We start from the raw sequence: 19503 nt of genomic DNA on the forward strand, positions 1-19503 counted from the left end.
GCGCCGACGAACCCGACCGATGGTGTGCTTTGTGAACGTCAAAAGCGTGGACCGAATCATCTACTCCATTTTCCAGAGATTTACCCTGGAATGGAAAACCCGCACCCTCAAGCTATTTACACAAGCCGCGTGACATCACCGAGGAAGCGGGCGTAACATCCGGGCAGTGAACTTTCCGGAACTTGGCATGCCAGTTCCGCCACGCCGTCAGTACTCCAGCTCAACTCCGGATGCAGCCGCTGAGGCATTGTTCGCAGGGCCCGATGTCCACAATTGGCCTTCCGCTTGGCGTCGCAATGATTGCCTACCTGGTGAGGAGGCGGCAGATTTTCAGCTGAGCCGGACTCCGTCCACGAACCCGCGCATCGCCCGCGCCACCTGCTCGGGCTGCTCGAGCGGCGCGTAGTGTCCGGCGGCAGTGATGCGCTGCAACTTGCTGCCGGAAATCCCGCGCTGCATCAGCTCGGCGTCGGCCTGCGGCGTGACGATGTCTTCGTCGCCGACAAGAATGAGCGTCGGCACATTGATCGTCTTCAGCGTGGGAACGGAGTCGGGACGCGCCGCCATGCCGTGCTGCACGGCGACGATGCCGGCCACCGTCGCGGTGCTCATCATCTGCCGCGCCGCGTCGGCGATGTCAGGACGGTTGCGCCGCGTGCTCTCTCCGACGAGGCGCTCCACGCTCTTCTCCACGAACCCGGCGGGCCCGGTCTTCTGTACGTCTTCGGCGGCCTGCAAACGGGCGCGCCGGGCTTCGTCGCTATCGGCCTGAGCCTTGGTGTCCACCAGGATCAGCGCTGCCACGCGCTCGCGATGCCGCCGCCAGAATTCGAACAGGATGTATCCGCCGATGGAGTTGCCGGCAAACACGGCGCGGCCGGCGCCCGCGTCGTCGAGCACGCGGACCAGGTCGGCAGCGTGCTTTTCCATGGTGGCCGGGCCGTCGCCGGGTGGCGACTGGCCGTGTCCGCGCAGGTCCGGCAGGATTATGCGATAGCGCGCCGCCAGTTCCGCCGCCGCCGGCGCCCACACGCCGTGGTGCGCAGGAAAGGGATGCAGCAGCACCACTGGCGGGCCATTTCCCAGGACCTGGTAAGCGATCTCGGTGTCGCCGCTGCGGGTCTGCACCTAAGCAGTATGCGCCACGCCGGGGCTGGCGGCCGGCACGTCAACGCTCTCGGGCTCCTCCGGGATCACGATCCACGCAACGATGTACGCAATGATTCCGAGCGGGAACACCATCAGCGCCACCACCACCCACACCAGGCGCACAACCGTGACGTCGAGATTCCAGTAGTCGGCCATGCCCGCCGCCACGCCGCCGATCTTGCGGCCAATCCGCGGCCGGAACATCTTCTTCGGCGGATGCACCATGCCCACCGTGCGCGCGCAATACGCGCAAACGTTGGCGTCGTCCTGAATCACTTTGCCGCACCAGTTGCAGTACATATCTCCTGCCCCCTGATGGTTAGATACGAGGCCCTGTACTGGTGGGTTCCCCTCGCCTCATATCAATTGTTCCGATAGGGCGACTTCAGCCGCTTGCGCGCCAATTCCGCCAACTGCGTGTTGCCGTCTGCGGAGATCGCGGCCTGGTACTCCTTGAGCGCCTGATCACGCTTTTCCAGCAGGTCGTACATTTCGCCGGCGGCGACGCCGGAGCGCTGCCGTATGTCAGGCCCGGCGTTCGGCTGGTGCGCGGCCAGCGAGTAGGCGTCGGCCGCCTGCTGGTATTCGCCGCGCCCGCGCAGGATCTCGCCCAGGTCGAAGTTGGCGAACTCAAGCCGCGGATCGAAGAACGTGCCCTTGCGCGCCTGGTCGAGCAACTTGCGGTAGGCGTCGAGCGCGTCCTGGTTCTTGCCCCAGTCCTTGAGCAGGTTTGCCTCTTCCAGCGCGAACAGGTAGTTGTGCGGATACGCGGCGGTGAGCGTGCGCACCACCTCGAGCGCTTCGCCGTAGCGCTGCTCGCGGCGCAGGAACAGCGCCAGGGCGACGCGCGCGTCCACGCTGGTTTCCTTGCCGTCTTTCGCGGCCTCGCGCAGGTATTCCAGCCCCTTGGAGCGGCTGCCGCTCAAGCCGACGATGGAAATCGCCGCCTTCACTGCCCACGGCAAGCTGCCTGCGACGTAGTTGTGCACGCCGACCACGGTTTTCGCGTCGGCGTACTTCGGGTCGAGCTCCAGCACGCGCTGGTGATCGCGCCGCGCCCCGATGGCGCTGCGCAGCGCCGCGAACCAGGCCTTGTCCACCAGCCCCAGGTACGTCGCCCACAGCCCGCGGGTGACGCCGCGCGCGTAGAGTGCCGCAACGTCGTTGGGCGCCGCCTGCAGTTTCTGCCCGGAGAGCTGCAACGCCTGCTCCACCAGCTGCCGGATGCGCTCCCGCGTCTTGGCATCGATGGGCACCGGGCGCGTGTTCTTCACGAAGCTGTCGCCGGAGTAGAGCGTGCTGTTGAGCGCGCCGGCGCGATAGAGTTCGCGGAACACCAGCGCCGCCAGCAGGTGATTCAGCGCCCCGGGGTCGTCGGGACGCATCTCGACGACCTTTTGGAAATCGCGGACGGCGACCTCGTAGTTGGTGTCGTAGTACTGGTCCCAGCCGTTGCGGGTGAGCGTTTCGGCGTTGTCGGCCGGGACGGAAGACGCGCCGGAGGGCTCCGGCGCAGCCGGCGTCGCGCGGGCGGCGATGAGCATCGCGGCCACAAGCGCCCGCGTTACCAATTTTTGGTAAGGTCTCATGCCGAGAAGCTCTTGGGAGTTTACCCGATAGAGCTTGACGTGAGAAAACAGCTACATTCCTCTCCCCTGAAGGCCAAACGACAACATGCAACTCAAGTCAATGAAAGAGTTTTACAGCGAAGCCGAGGCGGCCAAAGAATTGGGGATTTCCATCGCACGCCTCCACGTAATTCTCGATGAGCACCTGTTCAGCGACGGCACGGCACGGCCCGACGAGCTGACCTTCCGGCAGTCCGACCTGGTGCTGCTGGCCTTCTGGAACAAGTGCACTCCCTACCCAAAAGTGGTGCGCATGCCGCGCCGCAACTGACACGATTGCACCTGCAAAGACGCGGCAAAACCGCCCGTAACAGGTAAAAGTTGCCTGCGAGGGCTGCCGCTGCTGCTTCGGGTACTTCATAACTCATTCCAATTCAGCTTCTTGCCGCCCGCAGGTTTTGGCCTTGCGCGTGCGAACGTTCCTGTGGAGGTCAGGCCCATGAGTGAAGCGGCAAGAGATCTGCATGAGCGCCAGGAGTTCTGGCGTCCCGCCATGGATGCCAGCCGCACCCGCGAAGCCGAGCGCGTACTGAGCGCGCGCGCCGAAGCCTGCGCCGACTGCGGCACCGAGTTCGCGCCCGGCGCTCGCTTCTGCCATGCCTGCGGCGCACAGCGTCCGGCGGAGGTTCCGCGCGGCGCGCGTTCGGCCTCGGGGTTCAGCCTGTCGCGCTATTTCGACTTCGAACAAATCCGCAGCGGGCTGGGATTGAGCACCGCGTCGCTGATCTTCTTCTTCGCCGGATTGATCTGCGCCGTGGCCGCGATTGCCACCGGCATCGTCTTCAGCGCTACCACCCTGCTCGACTGGCAGGCGGTACAGTTGTGGCGCATCGAGTGGATGCTGGCCGCCATCGTCGCGTTCGTGGCGGGCCTCCTGCTCAAGAAATAGCGTCCGAATCCTGTTGGTCGAACCTGTTGGCAAGCCAAAGGCGCCCGTAACGGGGCGCCTTTTATTTTGTCGTCGCTTTTTGTTTTTCCGCGAAGCGGACCTATTCCTCGTTCTTCGTCTGCGCCACTTCCACGCTGGTCGCGCGATAGCCGCGTGGCTGGAACTGCGCGGTCACGGTGACCTGCGAGCCCACGCGCAACCCATCGCGCCGGCTCACACGCGCGGGATCGAAGCTCAGTTCGTAGGTCTTGTCATCGCTCTGATTGTGGACCGCCATCACGCCGGTGGCCAGGTTCAGATAGGTCACGGTTCCCGCAAAGGTGAATGGCGCCCCCGGCACGGCCAGCACGGCAATCTCCTGCGCCACGCCGCGGGAACGATCTCCCGCGGCAAAGCGGACGCTGATCAGCGCTCCCGGCTGGAGATCGGCCGCGCTGGCCGTTTCGCCCTGCTTGCTGAACCTGGTGGCGTTGTCGACGCGGAACCGCACCGGCCGCAACGACAGTTCGTCGCGCACCGAGACCACGCCGTTGCGCGCATCGTAGCCGAGCACCTGCCCGCGCGCGTCGGCCGGCGATGACTGCGTGCGAACGTGGATGTTGCGCGCGAAGACGTGTGGCCCGTCGAGCATGGTGTCCACCCAGACGCGGTCGCCCTTGTGGATCGCCAGTTGCGTGGTCTCTACGCCGTCGCGATAGATGTGCGTGCGCTCATCGAACCGCACCTTCATGCTCTTGCCGCCGCCGAACGGTTCGATCGTCATGCGGCTGCGGATACCATCCATGCTGCGCACATGCCCGCCGATCAGCGTGACCTTGCCTTCCGGCATCGGCGGCACGTCCAGATATGGATCGGGACCCTTCTGCGCGGCCGGCGCGCCGGTGGCCGACGGATCGAAGATGGTCGTGGTCGGCATCTTCGGGCCGGGATCGGGAGCCGTGGCCGGCGAGGCAGCAGCGGCTTCCACGCCGGACCGGGTCGGTACCGCCGACGAGGCCGGCGCCGGGACGTCACTCGGCGGCTTCGGGACTGCCTGATTGCTTTGCGCGGCCGCGAAGACGCCGCACATCGGAACTGCCAGGGCCAACGGGAACAGCAGTGAAAGACGTCGCATGATGTGGACTCGGAAAGCCGGGACTCGGAAATACGAGAGAACTCCTTCGGCACGTTTGGATGCACGTCCCGAGCGCGCGGTGGTGTGACCTGCTGCCCTGGCCTCGGCGTTGTAGCCATGGCGCCTCGCCGGTCGGCACACCAGCAATGCTGTTTCAGGCCAACCCACCCCGCGGGCGCCCCGCTCAAGCCCTCCGTTGGCTTGAGCGGGGAGTTTTCTCCAGCTGATCTCCGGCCCTAGCCGAGGCCACACCGCAACCTTTTCTCCCATCCAATCGAGAGGCAGCCCTGCCTGCGGCATGGCAGGCGGGTTGCTCTCAGGTCCGTGGAGGTCCCCCTTGCGTAGGCTCCGTTCCCTGTCCCTGCTGCTGGCCGTCGCACTCGTCACGCTCGCGGCCGGCGCCGCTGACATGCGCATCACCCTGCCCAAGCGCACCAAGTACACTCCGGTGCAGCAGCTCAATCGCGACGGGGTGAAGGCGCTCGAGAAGCGCGACTTCAGGAAGGCCCGGCAACTCTTCTACAAAGCTTACCTGCTCGATCCCGACGATCCCTTCACGCTGAACAATCTTGGCTACATCTCGGAGCTGGAAGGCGATATCGACCGCGCGCAGCGCTACTACGCGCTCGCCGCCGACATGAGTTCGGAGGCGATGGTCGACACGGCCACCAGCCACGAGGCCGAGGGCAAGCCGGTGGCGCAAATCGCCGGCAGCGCCGAAGACAACTCGCTGCAGATCAACCGTCTCAACGTCGCCGCCATGTCGCTGCTGATGAAAGACCGCATCGGCGAGGCCGAGCAGCTGCTCGGACGCGCGCTGCAGCTCGACCACAGGAATCCTTTCACGCTGAACAACATCGGTTACACGCGCGAAAAGCAGGGCGAGCTAGATTCGGCGCTGAGCTACTACACCGCTGCCGCGGCGGTGAATTCCAGCGAGCCCATCGCCGTCACCGCCAACAACGACTGGCGCGGCCGCGCCATCAGTGACGTGGCGCGGCGCAATGCCAGCAAGGTGCGCGACGTCATTCGCCATCAGTCCGACGATCCCACGGCGCAAGTGGCACGGCTCAATACGCGCGGCGTGTACGCGCTCAATCGCAACGATCGCCGCGCCGCCCGCGAATACTTCCAGAAGGCCTATCGCTTGGACCAGGAAAACGCATTCACGCTGAACAATATGGGATATCTGGCCGAACTCGACGGCGATCAAGAAACCGCGCAGTTCTATTACGACAAGGCACGCGAAGCCGAAGAGGCCGGCAACAAGATTGGTGTGGCCACGCGCAAAGACGCCGAGGGCAGGCCGCTCGCCGAGGTCGCCGAGCGCAGCAATGAAAAAGTCGACGCCAGCATGCAGGCGCTGGCCGAATTGCGCCGCCGCCAGGGCGGTCCCGTCGTGCTGAAGCGGCGCGACAATACGCCGGTCGTCGAGCCGGCGGCGCCGCCGCGCCTGCCCGCAAGCGACCAGGGCGTGCAGGGCCCGCCACACGCGGCGCCGCAGCCACCGCCGCCACCGCCGCGCTGACCAACCCGCACAAGCGGGCGCCCCACTCAAGTCCTCTTCCGGCTTGAGCGGGGTTTTTGAATTGCTCTACTCACATTGCGTACCAGAATTCCCACTGCTGGTAAGCTGCTGCCAGTCTTGCACCTCCTTCGGTCGAGCTAAACTGCTGCTTCGGAACAGCCTGGGACGGGCGCCTCGCTTTGGCAGCTGTTCTGCTCCCAATCCGGTGCTGTCCGGCCCGGTTTTACCCCAGTTTTCGCCCTGAACTGAATATGAAAGCCCTTGCTGCTGCGAAGCTTCCCTTCTTCGGTGGGAACTTCCTCGCGCCCGGCAACTCCGTCATCCACTTCTATTTCACCGAGCAGGAGCGTCTGCGCTTTGTACCGTTCCTGGCAGGCGCTCTGCGTGGCGGCCGCGGCGCAGTTCTGGCGGCGCCGGCCGGCGCGCTCGATGCGCTGAGCGCAGAGCTGTGCAAATCGCGCCCGGGCAACCGGCAGCCGCACTTTCAGCAGGTGGAGATCACTGCCGACCTGCCGGACAGCCTGCGCGCGCTGCTGGCCGCGGTCCGCCAACAGGTTGCGCGCTCCGGCACGGCCCGCGTTCTGATCGACTTTGCCGGGCTGGTGACGCACGAAGGAGTCTTCGAAGTGGAAGCCGACCTGAGCTCCAGCTTCCGCGAGCTGCGCCTCACGCACGTCACCCAGTACGACGGCAACTCCGTTTCGGCCACCGTCACGTTGGAGCAATTCAAGACGCACTCGCTGGCGGTGGTCGGCGACGCGTTCTACTACGAGAACCGCCGGCACATTTCTCCGGAGGTCTACTTCCGCCGCCGCGCCACCGCCGCCACCGCCAAGGGTTGACTGAAAACCTTCTCACCGCAGATCGCAGAGAACGCAGAGGAATGAACTCAGAAAATCTCTGCGCTCTCTGCGCCTCGGCGGCGAAAGGCGTCTTACCCCCGCCCCGGAAAATGGTTCAGCGGGCCATTTCCCCGCCCCATCGGCACGGCCTGCTCAATCGCGCGCGCCACATAATCCCTGGCCAGCTGCACGGACCCGTCCAGCTTGTGCCCCAGGGCGAGGTTCGCGGCCAGCGCCGCAGCAAACGCGCAACCGGTGCCATGCGTGGAGCGCGACTCAATCCGGCGGCCCGCGAACTGGCGCGCGGAGCCGTCCGCTGCTCTGAGCAAATCAATGGGAGGATCCAGGTGTCCGCCGGTGATGACCACGTTCCGCGCTCCCAGCTGCTGCAGCCGCTCGGCGGCTGCGCGCATTTCGCTCGCATCGCGCACCGGTCCGCCGGTAAGCGCTGCCGCTTCGTCCAGGTTCGGGGTGATCACGGTCACGAGCGGCAGCAACCGCGTCTTCAAAATCTCCACTCCGGCCGCGTCGAGCAGGTCCGCGCCGGACGACGATTTGATGATGGGATCGAGCACCACGTGCGGCACCGGGCTGGCGCTCAGGAAGTCAGCTACGGTTTCGGCGATCCTCCCCGTGGCCAGCATCCCGATGCGGATCGCCGCCGGGGGTAGGTCTTCGGCCAGCTCGTCCAGCGTTTGCCGCACCAGCCCCGGCGATAGCGGCTCCACCCGCCGCACGCCGGTTGTGCTCTGCACGGTCAGCGCCGTGATGCAGCCCACCCCATAGCAGCGGTGCGCCGCCAGCGTCTTGATGTCGGCGGTCACACCGGCACCCGACGAGGGGTCGAAACCCGCGATCGTCAGCACCACCGGCTGTGTCGGCCCAGGGGTCATGCCGGAACTCTACCGGATGGGGGTCCACGGAACAAAGAGTGTCCCCCATTTGCCACAGTGCCACTTCCAGAATGGGCCTTGTTGACCAGCTTGGTTCCCTCGCATCCTGAGGGCCTTAACACCGTTGTCGAGGCCGCAAGTGGGCCTCGCGCCGACGTTTCAGCCTGCATTGATCCGGGTAACTTTTTCGTGCCGGCGTTACGAAAGATCAAACCATCGGACAACGCGACCAACCCCTTCCACATCATAGACATGCGTTCAAGTTGTTCTCCCCTGTTTCGGCCACCGCCACGGCGTCTTTGGGCCCCGAACTTTGACGGTAGACCCAATATTTTCATATAATTACAAGATTCCCAGGGTGGGGGAGGCATATCTGAGAAACGAGGTGTTGAATGAGACGAGTACTGAGGCTCTTCCTGGCGACCGCTGTTCTGGCCACCAGCCTGGCTGCAGCACCCGTTGAGAAGAACAACTCGGGCCCCCGATACGAAGCAAAGAAGCAGCAAGCGGACCAGAAAAAGTCGCCTAAGAAGGCCAAAACCAAGCCGCCTTACCAGGTAGGCCCAGCCTCCTGGTACGGCAAACAATTCGACGGCAAAGACACCGCCAGCGGCGAACCCTTCGACATGTTCGCCCTGACGGCGGCCCACCCCACGCTTCCCCTCGAAACCAGGGTGAAGGTCACCAACCTGCGCAACGGGCGCTCGGTGGTGGTGCGGGTGAACGATCGCGGCCCTTACATCCCGGGCCGGATCATCGACCTCTCCTATGCCGCCGCTTCGCTCCTCGAGCTGCGTGAGCGCGGCGTGGAGCGAGTGCGCCTCGACCTGGTCCCCGAGGAGCCCGGCGTGATCGCGTCGAATCTGTCTGGCACCTACTAGCAAGCGGGAGTAAACTCGGTCGAATGAATCGGCCCGTCACTTTGCCGCCGCCGGAAACGCGGACGGCAGTTGCTGGCGGGCCGTTCGCTTCTCTGCCGCCGCGCGACCGAATCATCGTCGCGCTGGACGTCTCCACTGCCGGCGAAGCCCGCAAGCTAGTTTCAACCCTGGCGGACGTGGTCTCGACTTTTAAGATCGGCAAGCAACTGTTCACCGCCGAAGGTCCGGCGATCGTGCGCGAGTTGGTGGGCGCGGGGCACGGCGTTTTCCTCGACCTCAAGTTCCACGATATTCCCACCACCGTCGGCGCCGCCGTGCGCTCGGCTGCGTCCCTGGGCGTGAAGATGCTCACCGTGCATGCCGCCGGCGGCTCAGCCATGCTGCGCGCCGCCGCCGACGCTGCGGCGCAATCGGTGGCGCGCCCGACCGTGCTTGCGGTGACAGTGCTTACGAGCTTCCAGGAAAACGACCTGCGCGAGACCGGCGTTTCCGGCCGCGTGGTGGACCAGGCCTTACGCCTGGGCGCGCTGGCGCTCGGCAATGGATGCGGCGGCCTGGTGTCGTCGCCACGCGAGGCGGCGGAACTGCGCCGCGAACTGGGCGCGGGATTCGCCCTGATCACGCCCGGCATTCGTCCCGCCGGCTCGGAAGCGGGCGACCAGGCGCGCGCCGCCACGCCTACGGCCGCGATTCAGGCGGGCGTGACGCACCTGGTCGTCGGGCGTCCCATCACCGCCGCTGCCGATCCCAGCGGCGCCGCGACGCAAATTTTGGAAGAGTTGAGGGCCGCGATCGCGAACCGGGGCTGAAGCCCCCATTGATGAGCTGCTTTTCGCCGGGCTCAAGCCCGGCGCTCCCACCGCAAGGCCCAAAAGTTCCCAGCGCAAGACCCAGAAACGAAAACGCGCAGCGTAAGCCGCGCGCTGTTTTCCCAGGAAACGAGGACCGATATCTGGGAACTAGAGTTTTTCGAAGAACTCACAGCCCGAGCACGAAATGTAGATTCCGCCGGGGATGTTGCGCTCGCGGTCTTTCATGCGCTTCACGATGCGGGTGGGCTTGCCGCACCTGGGGCAGTCGGTGCTCTTGCTGGTGTCCATGACCTTCTTGCGGTCGGCTGTCTTGGCGATCTTCGCCATCGTCTCTCTCCTGGCAGTCGTGTGCCCCGGCGTGCCGGAGCGAAATTTTCGGGAGTAAAGCCTGAAATTCTGGTTCCCGATCGCCAGGCGGCGACGGGCCGGTTCATCTACTCGCCGTGGTCTTCTATTCTACATGACGTGCACATTTGGCTGCCGTCTCGCGCTTTGATACGCTGATGTGTTTGCGCGGCGGCCCGAATGCGCCTTTGTTTCCTTTGTGCCCTTCGTGTCCTTCATGTCCTTTGTGTTTAAGCTTTTGACTTTCGCGGAATAACGTTCATATGCCGGTTTTCAAATTCAAAGGCGTTGACTTCATCGAGTTCGATTCCCTGCTCAGCGACGACGAACGCCTCGTCCGCGACACCTCCCGCCGCTTCATCGAAGAGAACCTGGTCCCCATCATCGAGCAGTGCAACCGCGACGGCCGCTTCCCGCGCGAACTGGTAAAGCCCATGGCCGACCTCGGCTTCTTCGGCGCTTCATTGAAGGGCTATGGGTGCGCCGGCATGTCGAACGTTGAGTACGGACTCGTGATGCAGGAGCTGGAGCGCGGCGACTCGGGCGTGCGCAGCTTCGTCAGCGTGCAGTCGGCGCTGTGCATGTATCCCATTTACGCCTTCGGCAGCGAAGAGCAGAAGCAGAAGTGGCTCCCGCCGATGCAGCGCGGGGAAAAGCTCGGCTGCTTCGGACTCACCGAGCCGCAATTCGGCTCCAATCCCGGCGGCATGCTCACGCGCGCCAAGAAAGTCGGGAACGAATACGTCATCAACGGCGAGAAGATGTGGATCACCTCCGGCTCCATCGCCGACGTCGCCGTCATCTGGGCCAAGGTGCAGGACGAGGCCGACCGCGGCGTTGAAACGATTCGGGGCTTCCTGGTCGAAACCGATCGCCCGGGCTTCAAGGCCGACGACGTGCACGGCAAGTGGTCGCTGCGCGCTTCGATCACGTCGGGCCTGTCGCTGCAGGACGTTCATGTGCCCGCGTCGAACCTGCTGCCCGGCTCGGGCGGGCTGAAGTCGCCGCTCATGTGCCTGAACCAGGCGCGCTACGGCATCGCCTGGGGCGCGATCGGCGCGGCCATGTCGTGCTACGACACCGCGCTGCAATACTCGCAGGTGCGCAAGCAGTTCCACGACGCGCCCATCGCCTCGCACCAGCTCGTGCAGGAAAAGCTCGTCTGGATGGTGAGCGAGATCACCAAGGCGCAACTGCTCGCGCTCCACGTCGGGCGCCTGAAGGACAGCGAGCGCGCGGGCCATCAGCACATCTCCATGGCCAAGCGGAACAACGTATGGATGGCGCTGGAGTGCGCGCGCCTGGCCCGCGACATCCTCGGCGCCAACGGCATCGCCGACGACTACCCGATCATGCGCCACATGATGAACCTGGAGTCGGTGAAAACTTACGAAGGCACGCACGACATCCACGCGCTGATCATCGGAGGCCACATAACCGGTATCGACGCGTTTTGAAGATGCACTCAGCAGTCAGCAATCAGCACTCAGCCAGCGCACTTACCAATGCCCTTGACGGCTGAATGCTGACTGCTGAATGCTGAGTGCTCAAGGAGCCCTCATGCCCACCCAATCGCCGACTTCCGCCCAGCCGCAGCCCACCGGCGCCCACGTCAACACCAAGCACCTTGAGTTCGAACTCGCGCTCGAGTTCCTGCGGGTGGTGGAAGACGCCGCCATCGCCGCCGCGCACACCATGGGACAGGGCGACCGCGAGCGCGCCGACGCCGTCGCCGTCGAGGCCATGCGCAAGACCATGGACACCGTCCACATGCAGGGCACGATCGTCATCGGCGAGGGGGAGCGTGACGAGGCGCCCATGCTCTACATCGGCGAGCACGTCGGCGCCAAAAATCTCGGCGGCCTGGCGTTCCCCGAAGTGGACATTGCCGTTGACCCGCTCGAAGGCACAAACCTCTGCGCCACCGGATCGCCCAACGCCATCACCGTGCTCGCCGCCTCCGAGCGCGGCGGCCTGCTGCACGCGCCCGACTGCTACATGGAGAAAATCGTCGTCGGGCCTTCATGCAAGGACGCGGTCGACATTGACGCGCCCGTGAAGTTCAACCTGAAGGCCATCGCCACGCGCCTGAACCGCAGCGTGAGCGACCTGGTGGTGATGGTGCTCGACCGCGATCGCCACAAGAAGCTGGTGGACGACATTCGCGCCGCCGGCGCGCGCATCAAGCTCATCAGCGACGGCGACCTCTCGGCCGGCATCGCCGCCGCCGTCATCGGCACCGGCGTTCACTGCGTCATGGGAACCGGTGGCGCGCCTGAAGGCGTAATCACCGCCGCCGCGCTGCGCTGCCTCAACGGGCACATGCAGGGACGGCTCGTCATCAACAAGCCGGAGCTGGAAGAGCGCATCGCCCAGATGGGCATCAAGGACAAGAACCGCATCTACACCGAAAAAGACCTCGCGCCGGGCAAGCACATCATCTTCGCCGCAACCGGCGTGACCGACGGGTCGCTGATGCGCGGCGTCCGCTTCTTCGGCGAGGGCACGCGCACCAGCTCGCTGGTCATGACGCTGGAAACCGGCTCCATCCGCTTCGTGGATTCCATCCACCTGGCCAAGAAGCCGGATGTGAAGGTAAGGTTCGCGTGAGGCAGTGGAAAGGGGTAGTGAATCGTGGATAGCACAAGTTCGTTGCGCCTTTGACGTTGACTATCCATTATTCACTTTCTAACACCATGACGGAGACGCTTAAGGCACCGCGCTGGAACATCGCTCCCTACTTCATCGTCGACGACGTCGTCTCGACCGCCAACTTCTACCGCGACAAGCTCGGCTTCCGGTACGAGCGCTTCTGGGGTGAGCCGCCGTGTTTCACCATGGTGTGGCGGCGCGGCGTGGTCCTCATGCTCAGTCAGCCGGAAAAGACCGGCGTCATGCGCCCCAACGGCAACGCCCACTCCGACCCCGATTGCTGGGACGCCTACATTTGGGTGGATGATGCCGACGCGCTGCACGACGAGTTCAAGAGCAAGGGCGTGACCATCGCGCGGCCGCTCTGCGACCAGATGTACGGCAACCGCGACTTCGACATCCTCGACTGCAACGGCTACCGGCTGTGCTTTGGCCACGACATCGGGGGCAAGCGCTAGGCGCGAGCCTCCCGCCACGGATGATAACGATACGCGCTTGGATCAGCTGCCGTCGCTCTACTTCGGCAGGTCGCCGGACAAAACAGCAAAGTTGCCGTCATTGCCGGGGACCAGAAACGTCACGCGATCCGATTGAATGCACGCGGTCATGCCTTTGACGGAGGATTGGAACGCGACCGTGCGTTGCCCGCTTTGTGGATCGTAGGCGGCAAAAACGACGCTTCTTTTTCGTGTTTTGGTGACCGGATCGAGTTTCGGTTCGCTCTGGAAGCGTACAAATAGTCTGTCGCCCGCCGAATGCAACTCGAGTGCTTGCGCCCCAGGCATTGGGGGTTCGAGCTTCAGCTCACGCAACAGCTCTCCTCGTTCAGAGATCACTTGTACCCGTGGTGGTGTCGATGCTTTCAGCAAGTACACTGAGCCGTCCGTACCAACGCGAGCATCACCATTTTGAATGGTTGGGTTTGTTGTGGCGGTCGACGACTCCGGTCCATTGTCCGAGTCGCTAGTGAGGTCTCGCACGATGCGGGCATCCGAGTCGAAAACGGCGGTCAGGGTTTTTCGCTGTGACTCGCCGCCTGTTTTTCCTTCGGAGGGAATTCCCGAGAGCAAGAACCCGCCGGAGGGGAGAGCCAGGAATACATACGGCTCGAAATGAGTCTCGAACTCCGCCCGGCCAACATATTCCCCATCTTTCGTGAATGTGACCAGGTACTCATGAAAAACTGTCTGGTTTTCCCAATCACTCACGATCTGGTAAACCTTGCCCACGCCGCCCACGGTGTACAGGAGTGAGGTAAAGTGCTCGCTCAGGCCGGGTACCCGCTTCGGATCAAACCGCCGCACCTCCTTGCCGTTCGAACTGATCCGCACTAATGGGTTCTGAAGGGCACTACCCTTGCCGTCAAAGGTTCGAATGTAGATGTTTCCGTCACTATCGCAGCGAATTGGCCCAACCACTGTCCCTACCGGAAGAGTGGTTGCCGTAGGTTGCCCCGTGCTCCCTATGGTGGTGACCGCGATCTGCGCGCCGCTCTGCTCCTGGTTCACCGCGGGATCATCGGCGGCAGAAGCGCGAAGAGCACTCAGCACAATGATCAGGCTCAATACCGATAATTTGCTCATAGACCCTTGGCCTCCGGCGCTGTCTCAAGATACTCCGCCAGGCTAACGAACTCCCCTTGGCAGTTCCGCGCATAGACTCTGGATGCGAACCTGCGAAGTCCCGGGTTCTTAATCAACCCGCTAACTTCACAGGGGTGAAAGCAGATGCAGCCCATCTCAACCACCGTGTTGCTCAACACATACCGTCTGAGCAAGACACCTGATGGGACTCAGTGGAGCAACAGCCTGAGCATGAGGGGCCGTTGTAGCAAGTCCAGGTCATTGCACTCTCATCGCACAATGGGCATCGAGTCGGAACCTGCTGTAGCTTCATGCAGTCCTGCCCGCTGGCCAGACTACTAAGGGACAGGAGAACTACCAGAAGGAGGGGGGGCCGAAAAGCACTTCTTCATATGGCCTCCATGCGCGTATCCGCGCTGGCCCTTGGATTCATTCCATTTTAGCTCAGGTTGCCCCACCTGACGATGGCTACGTTTCCCAAAATGGGATTTCGAGCGCGCCTCCCTACGTTCGTGCCGCAGAGCAGCGCGGCGCGAACGTGGGGTCTGCCTGGTCGTAGTGGCGCCTGTTCAATTGCCGCGCGTACCGCTGGCTTTACTTTGACTCAGCAGGAAGTTAATTGCGCTTTCAAATTCGGCGAATGGGCGAGCGCCGACGATGAGCTGGCCCGTCAACTGGTCTTGCGACGTTGATGCCAGTAGGCCTCATGTCAGGCATCAACGGCGAAAAAGCGCAGTTCAACCGCAAACGCAAGCACCGCCAGGGGAGATGCGAATGAGTTTACTAGAAGAGGCCGGGGCTAGAGCCCACGTCATGGCGCGACGTTGTTCACCGGGCTGAAGCCCGGTGCTTCCACCGCCGCCAGGCCCGATCGCGTGGGGGCTGAATGCTGAGTGCTGATTGCTGAGTGCCGCTGTTACTGCTTCACGAACTCGAAGCCGTAGCGCAGGCCGTTGCGGTTGCGGACGATCGCAGGCACGCGCTTCACCGGCGATCCGTCGCCGAGTTCGTAGATGAGCGTTACCTGCGTGCCCACCTCCAGATCAACATTGATAAAGACGGCGATGCCGGTCTGGCTGAGGTCGCTGGAGCGCCCGGTATAGGTGGCGCCGTTGTGCACCAGCGAGACGGTGAAGACCATTTTGTAGCGCGGCTGGACGCGCCGCTCCTCGCGCGGCGCGGCGGGCTCCTCGCGGCCAAACCACCGGCGAATGCCTGCCAATAGCGGGCTCATGGGCGCTCAAAAAGCCTAATCCGGAGAGGCTACAGGATTCTGGGCGGGGCGCAAGTTACCGAAGGAATGACCTAACCCCGGTTTCGAGTTTCGCGTTTCCAGTTTCCAGTTCGGCGAGACTTTAAGGGCCGAACTGGCAACTGGCAACTTTCGCTAGCTGCGCAGTTTGGCCAGCAGGTCCTGGGGATGGACGGGCTTGGCGAGGATTTCGAACTCATGGCCCTGGGCGCGGGCGCTCTCCAGAAGGTCGGCGGTGGCGGCCTGGCCGGAGAAGAGCAGGATCTTGCAGCCGGGCAGGAAGTCACGGATGTGGATGGCGGCCTCGATGCCGTTCATGTCGGGCATGATGACGTCGCTGATAATCAGGTCAGGACGGACGCTGCGGGCACGCTCGACGGCAGCGGTGCCGGTGTAGACGGCGGAAGCCTCGTAGCCGTGCTGGTTGAGGATGATGGCGAGCGTGTCGGCAATGACGTGCTCATCGTCCACGACCAGCACTTTCGGCTTGAGGCGCGAGTTTTCCGCCATTACAGAGTTCCTCCAGCGGAAGAAGCCAAACTTCGATTATAGCCAAGCCGAGTGGAGCGCCGGGCGCCGCAATGGCCAGGCACACCCCGGAGACGGGCGAAACGCCAGGAAACAGAGATGCCGGACCGCGGCCTTGGGTAGCTCCGAGGAGCAGCCAACCCGCAAGCAGAGCAGCCGCGTCCTAGGTCGCGAAGAGGAGGAAGACCATGCGACGAGTGTATCTGTTCCCTGTCGCGGTGGTGCTGCTCGGCGCGCTGGCTGCGGGCCAAAGCACATCGCCGAGTCAGAGTACGCAGAATCCAAATTATCCGCCGACGCCGGCCTCGCCGGCGCCGGTGACGCCGCAGACGGCGCCCGCCCAGCCGGCGCAAGCGGCGCCGGCGCAGAACCCGAATTCTCCGCAGACGCCGGCCACGCAGCTGCCGCAGCAGGACCAGCAGCCGGCGCTGGGCCAGCGTGCGGTAGCGACAGGTTCGGGGCCGCAGGTGCCGCAGGGCACGGAAATCCGCGCCACGCTCGACAAGAAGCTCTCGAGCACAACATCCGTGGTGGGCGAGCAGTTCACCGCGACGGTGGCCGAACCCGTGCGCGCGGGCGACGGGTCGGTCGCGATTCCGGCGGGCTCCAAGATTGACGGCGAAGTGACCGAGGTCGAGCAGGGCAAAACGCTGCCCAGCGTCCGCGGCAAGGGCAAGCTGAACATGCGCTTCCGCGATGTGATGCTGCCCAGCGGCGCAGTGGCGCCGATCACGGCGACGCTGGTTTCGGTCAACAACACGCAGGGCTCCAAAGCCAGCACCGGGAACGAAGGAGAAGTGCAGGGCGGAACCACGGGCACCAAGGTCGCCAAGAACGTGGGGATTGGCGCGGGCATCGGAACGATTGCCGGGCTGATCTTCGGCAGCGCGATGAAAGGCCTGCTGATCGGCGCGATCGCGGGCGGCGGTTACGTGCTGGCGACCGGCGGCAAAGACGTCGTGTTGCCGGAGCAGACGGGACTGGTGCTGCGCGTGGACCAGCCGGTGATGGTGCCGTCCACGGGCGGGGATAGGTGAAGTCGGCCTCTTGAAAAACGCCGCCCTTGGGGCGGCGTTTTTTTTTGCCTCACGCGATGGTCCGTGATGGGTTGCCGGCGGGCGAGGGCGCCCGCCGCTACAACGTGCGGCAGCGTCGGTTGTCAGAGTTTGTTGAAGCCGTCGAGGGCGGCGACTTTGTAGGCTTCGGCGAGCGTGGGGTAATTGAAAACGGTGTCGCGGAAGTACTCGATGGTGCCGCCGATGGAGAGCACGACCTGTCCGATGTGGATGATTTCAGCGGCGCGATCGCCGATGGCGTGCACGCCGAGCAGCTTGAGCGATTGCGGATGGAAGAGCAGCTTGAGCATGCCCTCTTCGTCGCCCAGCATCTGGCCCTTGGCAAGTTCGGCGTAGCGGGCGAGTCCGACTTCGTAAGGGACTTTCGCTTTCGTCAGTTGCTCTTCGGTCTGGCCGACCATGGAAACTTCGGGAATGGTGTAAATGCCGTAGGGGATGACATTGTCGGGCATGTGCGCGGGAGTGCCAAACATGTGGCAACTGGCAAGGCGTCCCTGCTCCATGCTGGTCGAGGCCAGCGCGGGAAAACCGATGACGTCGCCGGCGGCGTAGATGTGCGGCACTGCGGTCTGGAAGAACTCGTTCACGGTGACGCGGCCGCGGTTGTCGCACTCCAGTCCCGCGGCGGCGAGGTTGAGCACGTCGCTGTTGCCCTGGCGGCCGACGGTGTAGAGCACGGCGTGTCCGTGCAGGACTTTGCCGCTTTCCAGGCGGATGAAGACGCGGTTGCGCTCGGGCTCGCGTCCGGCTTCGACCACGCGCTCGCCCAGGCGGAAGACGGCGCCCATGCGGCGCATCTGGAACATGAGGTTGTCGACGATTTCCTTGTCGGCGAAATCGAGCAGCGTGGGCCGCTGGTCCATGAGCGTGACCTTCACGCCGAGCGCGGCGAACATGGCGCCGTATTCCAGCCCGATGATGCCGGCGCCGACGACAATCAGCTCGCGCGGAATTTCGGGCAGGGATTCGACCTGGTCGGAATCGAAGATGCGCTCGCCGTCAACGGCGAAGGCGGGATCATGCGCAGGCCGCGTGCCGCAGGCGATGAGGACACGCTCGGCCTTGAGCTGCACCGGGCCGTTTTCGCCGCCCGCAACCTCGATGGTGTGCGGGTCGATGAAGCGTCCGCAGCCTTCGTAGGTGCTGACGCCGTTGCGGCGGAGCTGCGCCTTGATGACCTCGACCTCTTTTTCGCGGACGGCCTTGGCGCGAAAGACCAGGTCCTGCATGCTGAGGTCGTCTTTCAGCATGTAGTTGCGACCGTAAAACGTGCGCTGGCGAATGCCGCTGAAATAAAGGACGGCCTCGCGCAACGTCTTGCTGGGAATGGTGCCGGTGTGGACGCAGACTCCGCCGATATCGACTTTCTTGTCGATGATGGCGGCACGCTTACCCAGCTTGGCGGCGCAGATGGCGCCCTTCTGTCCGGCTGGACCGCTGCCGATGACGACCAGATCGTAGGATTTCTGGATCATGCTCGTTGGGGAGTGCGGGCATGGTAACAGACAACGCAGCATCGCTGGGCGACATCGTCGGACATGCTTCGGGATCCAAGTTTTCGAGTTTCGAGAACGGCAGCAGTGGCCAGAAAGGCCAGATCGGCATCGTTGTCCTTCGGCCGCAAACCGCGCGGCCTCCAGGATGACTCAGAGGAAAAGGCCATCTATACTGCGAGGCGCGCGCCTTGCGCGCGCGTTCGCCTGAAGGATCGGGCGGTTAGCTCAGCTGGTTAGAGCGCCTGCCTTACAAGCAGGAGGTCGAAGGTTCGAGTCCTTCACTGCCCACCAAAACCCCAGTCAGTGAAAAGTGAATAGTGGTCAGTGGATCGGTCCCTTCGACCCGCCGCCACGTCCTCCTCCAATAACACCGAGTGACTCATCCTAAGCCGGCATTCATGCATGCGCTGCCTAGCTGCGTGGAGTAATGACCGGCATCACGCCGCCCGACCCGAGATCAGAATGCGGGTAACAGCCGGCGCGAAATCGGAATCGTGTCCTGCCGCTGGTCCCCGTCAACAGCAGATTCAGAAGGTAAATCACGGACCACAAGTGTCGATGCTCCCACTGCTGGTGGAATCGCGCGTTCGAAGCCATCGATGCCTCGATTCCGGCCGAGATCGTTGCCGGGTTCGAGCAACATAGCTGTCGCAGCGATCCGCTGTGGGCGGATGCAACATAAACGCGAGGCCCGAGGTGACGTAACGTTGATTGTGTAAAAAGCGAGAGGGTGTAAGTTGGCTTTGCCTAGCAAGCGAAGCCGTTCCTGGAAAGGAGACCTACACCCGATGGCGAAGATAATCCGGATTGAGGAGCATTTCCAACATTTTCTGAA

The 19503-nt window shown here is 63.7% G+C and carries 20 protein-coding genes and 1 tRNA gene; 11 read left to right on the plus strand and 10 right to left on the minus strand.

Annotated features, from left to right (window positions below):
* Positions 1–330: 330 nt before the first annotated feature.
* The 3 genes from VFA60_09350 to VFA60_09360 form a co-directional block, all read right to left on the minus strand.
* Positions 331–1128: an alpha/beta fold hydrolase gene (locus VFA60_09350; GenBank protein ID HZQ91985.1), complete on the minus strand. Its 798-nt coding sequence runs from the start codon at positions 1126–1128 to the stop codon at positions 331–333.
* A complete protein-coding gene (locus VFA60_09355; protein HZQ91986.1) occupies positions 1129–1449 on the minus strand; it encodes a PspC domain-containing protein in 321 nt (106 codons plus the stop codon).
* Between the two features lie 62 nt (positions 1450–1511).
* Positions 1512–2738: a tetratricopeptide repeat protein gene (locus VFA60_09360; GenBank protein HZQ91987.1), complete on the minus strand. Its 1227-nt coding sequence runs from the start codon at positions 2736–2738 to the stop codon at positions 1512–1514.
* Positions 2739–2823: 85 nt separating this feature from the next.
* Between VFA60_09360 and VFA60_09365 the strand changes: the two genes are divergently transcribed.
* Together VFA60_09365 and VFA60_09370 are read left to right on the plus strand one after the other, a co-directional pair.
* Positions 2824–3048 carry a hypothetical protein gene (locus tag VFA60_09365; protein ID HZQ91988.1) on the plus strand — a complete coding sequence of 75 codons (225 nt, stop codon included), beginning with the start codon at positions 2824–2826 and terminating at the stop codon, positions 3046–3048.
* A gap of 168 nt (positions 3049–3216) precedes the next feature.
* Positions 3217–3666, plus strand: coding sequence for a zinc ribbon domain-containing protein (locus tag VFA60_09370; protein HZQ91989.1), 450 nt, complete (start codon positions 3217–3219; stop codon positions 3664–3666).
* A gap of 100 nt (positions 3667–3766) precedes the next feature.
* Here VFA60_09370 and VFA60_09375 read toward each other — a convergent pair whose 3' ends face one another.
* A complete protein-coding gene (locus tag VFA60_09375) occupies positions 3767–4780 on the minus strand; it encodes a DUF5666 domain-containing protein (protein ID HZQ91990.1) in 1014 nt (337 codons plus the stop codon).
* Positions 4781–5117: 337 nt separating this feature from the next.
* Here VFA60_09375 and VFA60_09380 point away from each other — a divergent pair, with 337 nt between their 5' ends.
* Both VFA60_09380 and VFA60_09385 read left to right on the plus strand, forming a co-directional pair.
* The gene (locus tag VFA60_09380) at positions 5118–6308 is read left to right on the plus strand and encodes a hypothetical protein (protein ID HZQ91991.1); all 1191 of its coding nucleotides are present in this window, start codon (positions 5118–5120) and stop codon (positions 6306–6308) included.
* A gap of 251 nt (positions 6309–6559) precedes the next feature.
* Positions 6560–7150, plus strand: coding sequence for a hypothetical protein (locus VFA60_09385; GenBank protein HZQ91992.1), 591 nt, complete (start codon positions 6560–6562; stop codon positions 7148–7150).
* A 92-nt stretch (positions 7151–7242) separates the two neighbouring features.
* Here the strand turns inward: VFA60_09385 and thiD are convergent, their stop codons facing one another.
* On the minus strand, positions 7243–8043 hold the full coding sequence (gene thiD / locus VFA60_09390) for a bifunctional hydroxymethylpyrimidine kinase/phosphomethylpyrimidine kinase (protein HZQ91993.1): 801 nt from the start codon (positions 8041–8043) through the stop codon (positions 7243–7245).
* Between the two features lie 392 nt (positions 8044–8435).
* Here thiD and VFA60_09395 point away from each other — a divergent pair, with 392 nt between their 5' ends.
* Together VFA60_09395 and pyrF are read left to right on the plus strand one after the other, a co-directional pair.
* On the plus strand, positions 8436–8924 hold the full coding sequence (locus tag VFA60_09395; protein HZQ91994.1) for a septal ring lytic transglycosylase RlpA family protein: 489 nt from the start codon (positions 8436–8438) through the stop codon (positions 8922–8924).
* A 23-nt stretch (positions 8925–8947) separates the two neighbouring features.
* Entirely contained in the window at positions 8948–9733 is a 786-nt protein-coding gene (gene pyrF / locus VFA60_09400; protein ID HZQ91995.1) for an orotidine-5'-phosphate decarboxylase, read from the plus strand.
* 150 nt (positions 9734–9883) lie between these two features.
* Here the strand turns inward: pyrF and VFA60_09405 are convergent, their stop codons facing one another.
* Complete coding sequence (locus tag VFA60_09405) at positions 9884–10063, minus strand: hypothetical protein (GenBank protein ID HZQ91996.1); 180 nt, start codon at positions 10061–10063, stop codon at positions 9884–9886.
* Positions 10064–10344: 281 nt separating this feature from the next.
* On the opposite strand from VFA60_09405, the gene VFA60_09410 reads away from it, so the two are divergent.
* From VFA60_09410 to VFA60_09420, 3 genes are all read left to right on the plus strand, one after another.
* Positions 10345–11538: an acyl-CoA dehydrogenase family protein gene (locus VFA60_09410; protein ID HZQ91997.1), complete on the plus strand. Its 1194-nt coding sequence runs from the start codon at positions 10345–10347 to the stop codon at positions 11536–11538.
* Between the two features lie 103 nt (positions 11539–11641).
* Complete coding sequence (gene glpX / locus VFA60_09415) at positions 11642–12691, plus strand: class II fructose-bisphosphatase (protein HZQ91998.1); 1050 nt, start codon at positions 11642–11644, stop codon at positions 12689–12691.
* Between the two features lie 86 nt (positions 12692–12777).
* A complete protein-coding gene (locus VFA60_09420; protein ID HZQ91999.1) occupies positions 12778–13191 on the plus strand; it encodes a VOC family protein in 414 nt (137 codons plus the stop codon).
* Between the two features lie 57 nt (positions 13192–13248).
* Here VFA60_09420 and VFA60_09425 read toward each other — a convergent pair whose 3' ends face one another.
* The 3 genes from VFA60_09425 to VFA60_09435 all read right to left on the minus strand — a co-directional run bounded on the left by VFA60_09425 (position 13249) and on the right by VFA60_09435 (position 16078).
* Positions 13249–14316 carry a hypothetical protein gene (locus VFA60_09425; protein ID HZQ92000.1) on the minus strand — a complete coding sequence of 356 codons (1068 nt, stop codon included), beginning with the start codon at positions 14314–14316 and terminating at the stop codon, positions 13249–13251.
* 916 nt (positions 14317–15232) lie between these two features.
* Entirely contained in the window at positions 15233–15550 is a 318-nt protein-coding gene (locus VFA60_09430; protein ID HZQ92001.1) for a PilZ domain-containing protein, read from the minus strand.
* 153 nt (positions 15551–15703) lie between these two features.
* Positions 15704–16078, minus strand: a complete 375-nt coding sequence (locus VFA60_09435; GenBank protein ID HZQ92002.1) for a response regulator — start codon at positions 16076–16078, stop codon at positions 15704–15706.
* 206 nt (positions 16079–16284) lie between these two features.
* Between VFA60_09435 and VFA60_09440 the strand changes: the two genes are divergently transcribed.
* Complete coding sequence (locus tag VFA60_09440; protein HZQ92003.1) at positions 16285–17133, plus strand: hypothetical protein; 849 nt, start codon at positions 16285–16287, stop codon at positions 17131–17133.
* 122 nt (positions 17134–17255) lie between these two features.
* Here VFA60_09440 and sthA read toward each other — a convergent pair whose 3' ends face one another.
* Positions 17256–18647, minus strand: a complete 1392-nt coding sequence (sthA, locus tag VFA60_09445; GenBank protein HZQ92004.1) for a Si-specific NAD(P)(+) transhydrogenase — start codon at positions 18645–18647, stop codon at positions 17256–17258.
* Between the two features lie 235 nt (positions 18648–18882).
* Between sthA and VFA60_09450 the strand changes: the two genes are divergently transcribed.
* A tRNA-Val gene (locus VFA60_09450) sits at positions 18883–18959 on the plus strand.
* The last annotated feature ends 544 nt before the right edge of the window (positions 18960–19503 follow it).

This window comes from Terriglobales bacterium (assembly GCA_035651995.1).
Classification (GTDB): Bacteria; Acidobacteriota; Terriglobia; order Terriglobales; family Acidobacteriaceae; genus DASRER01.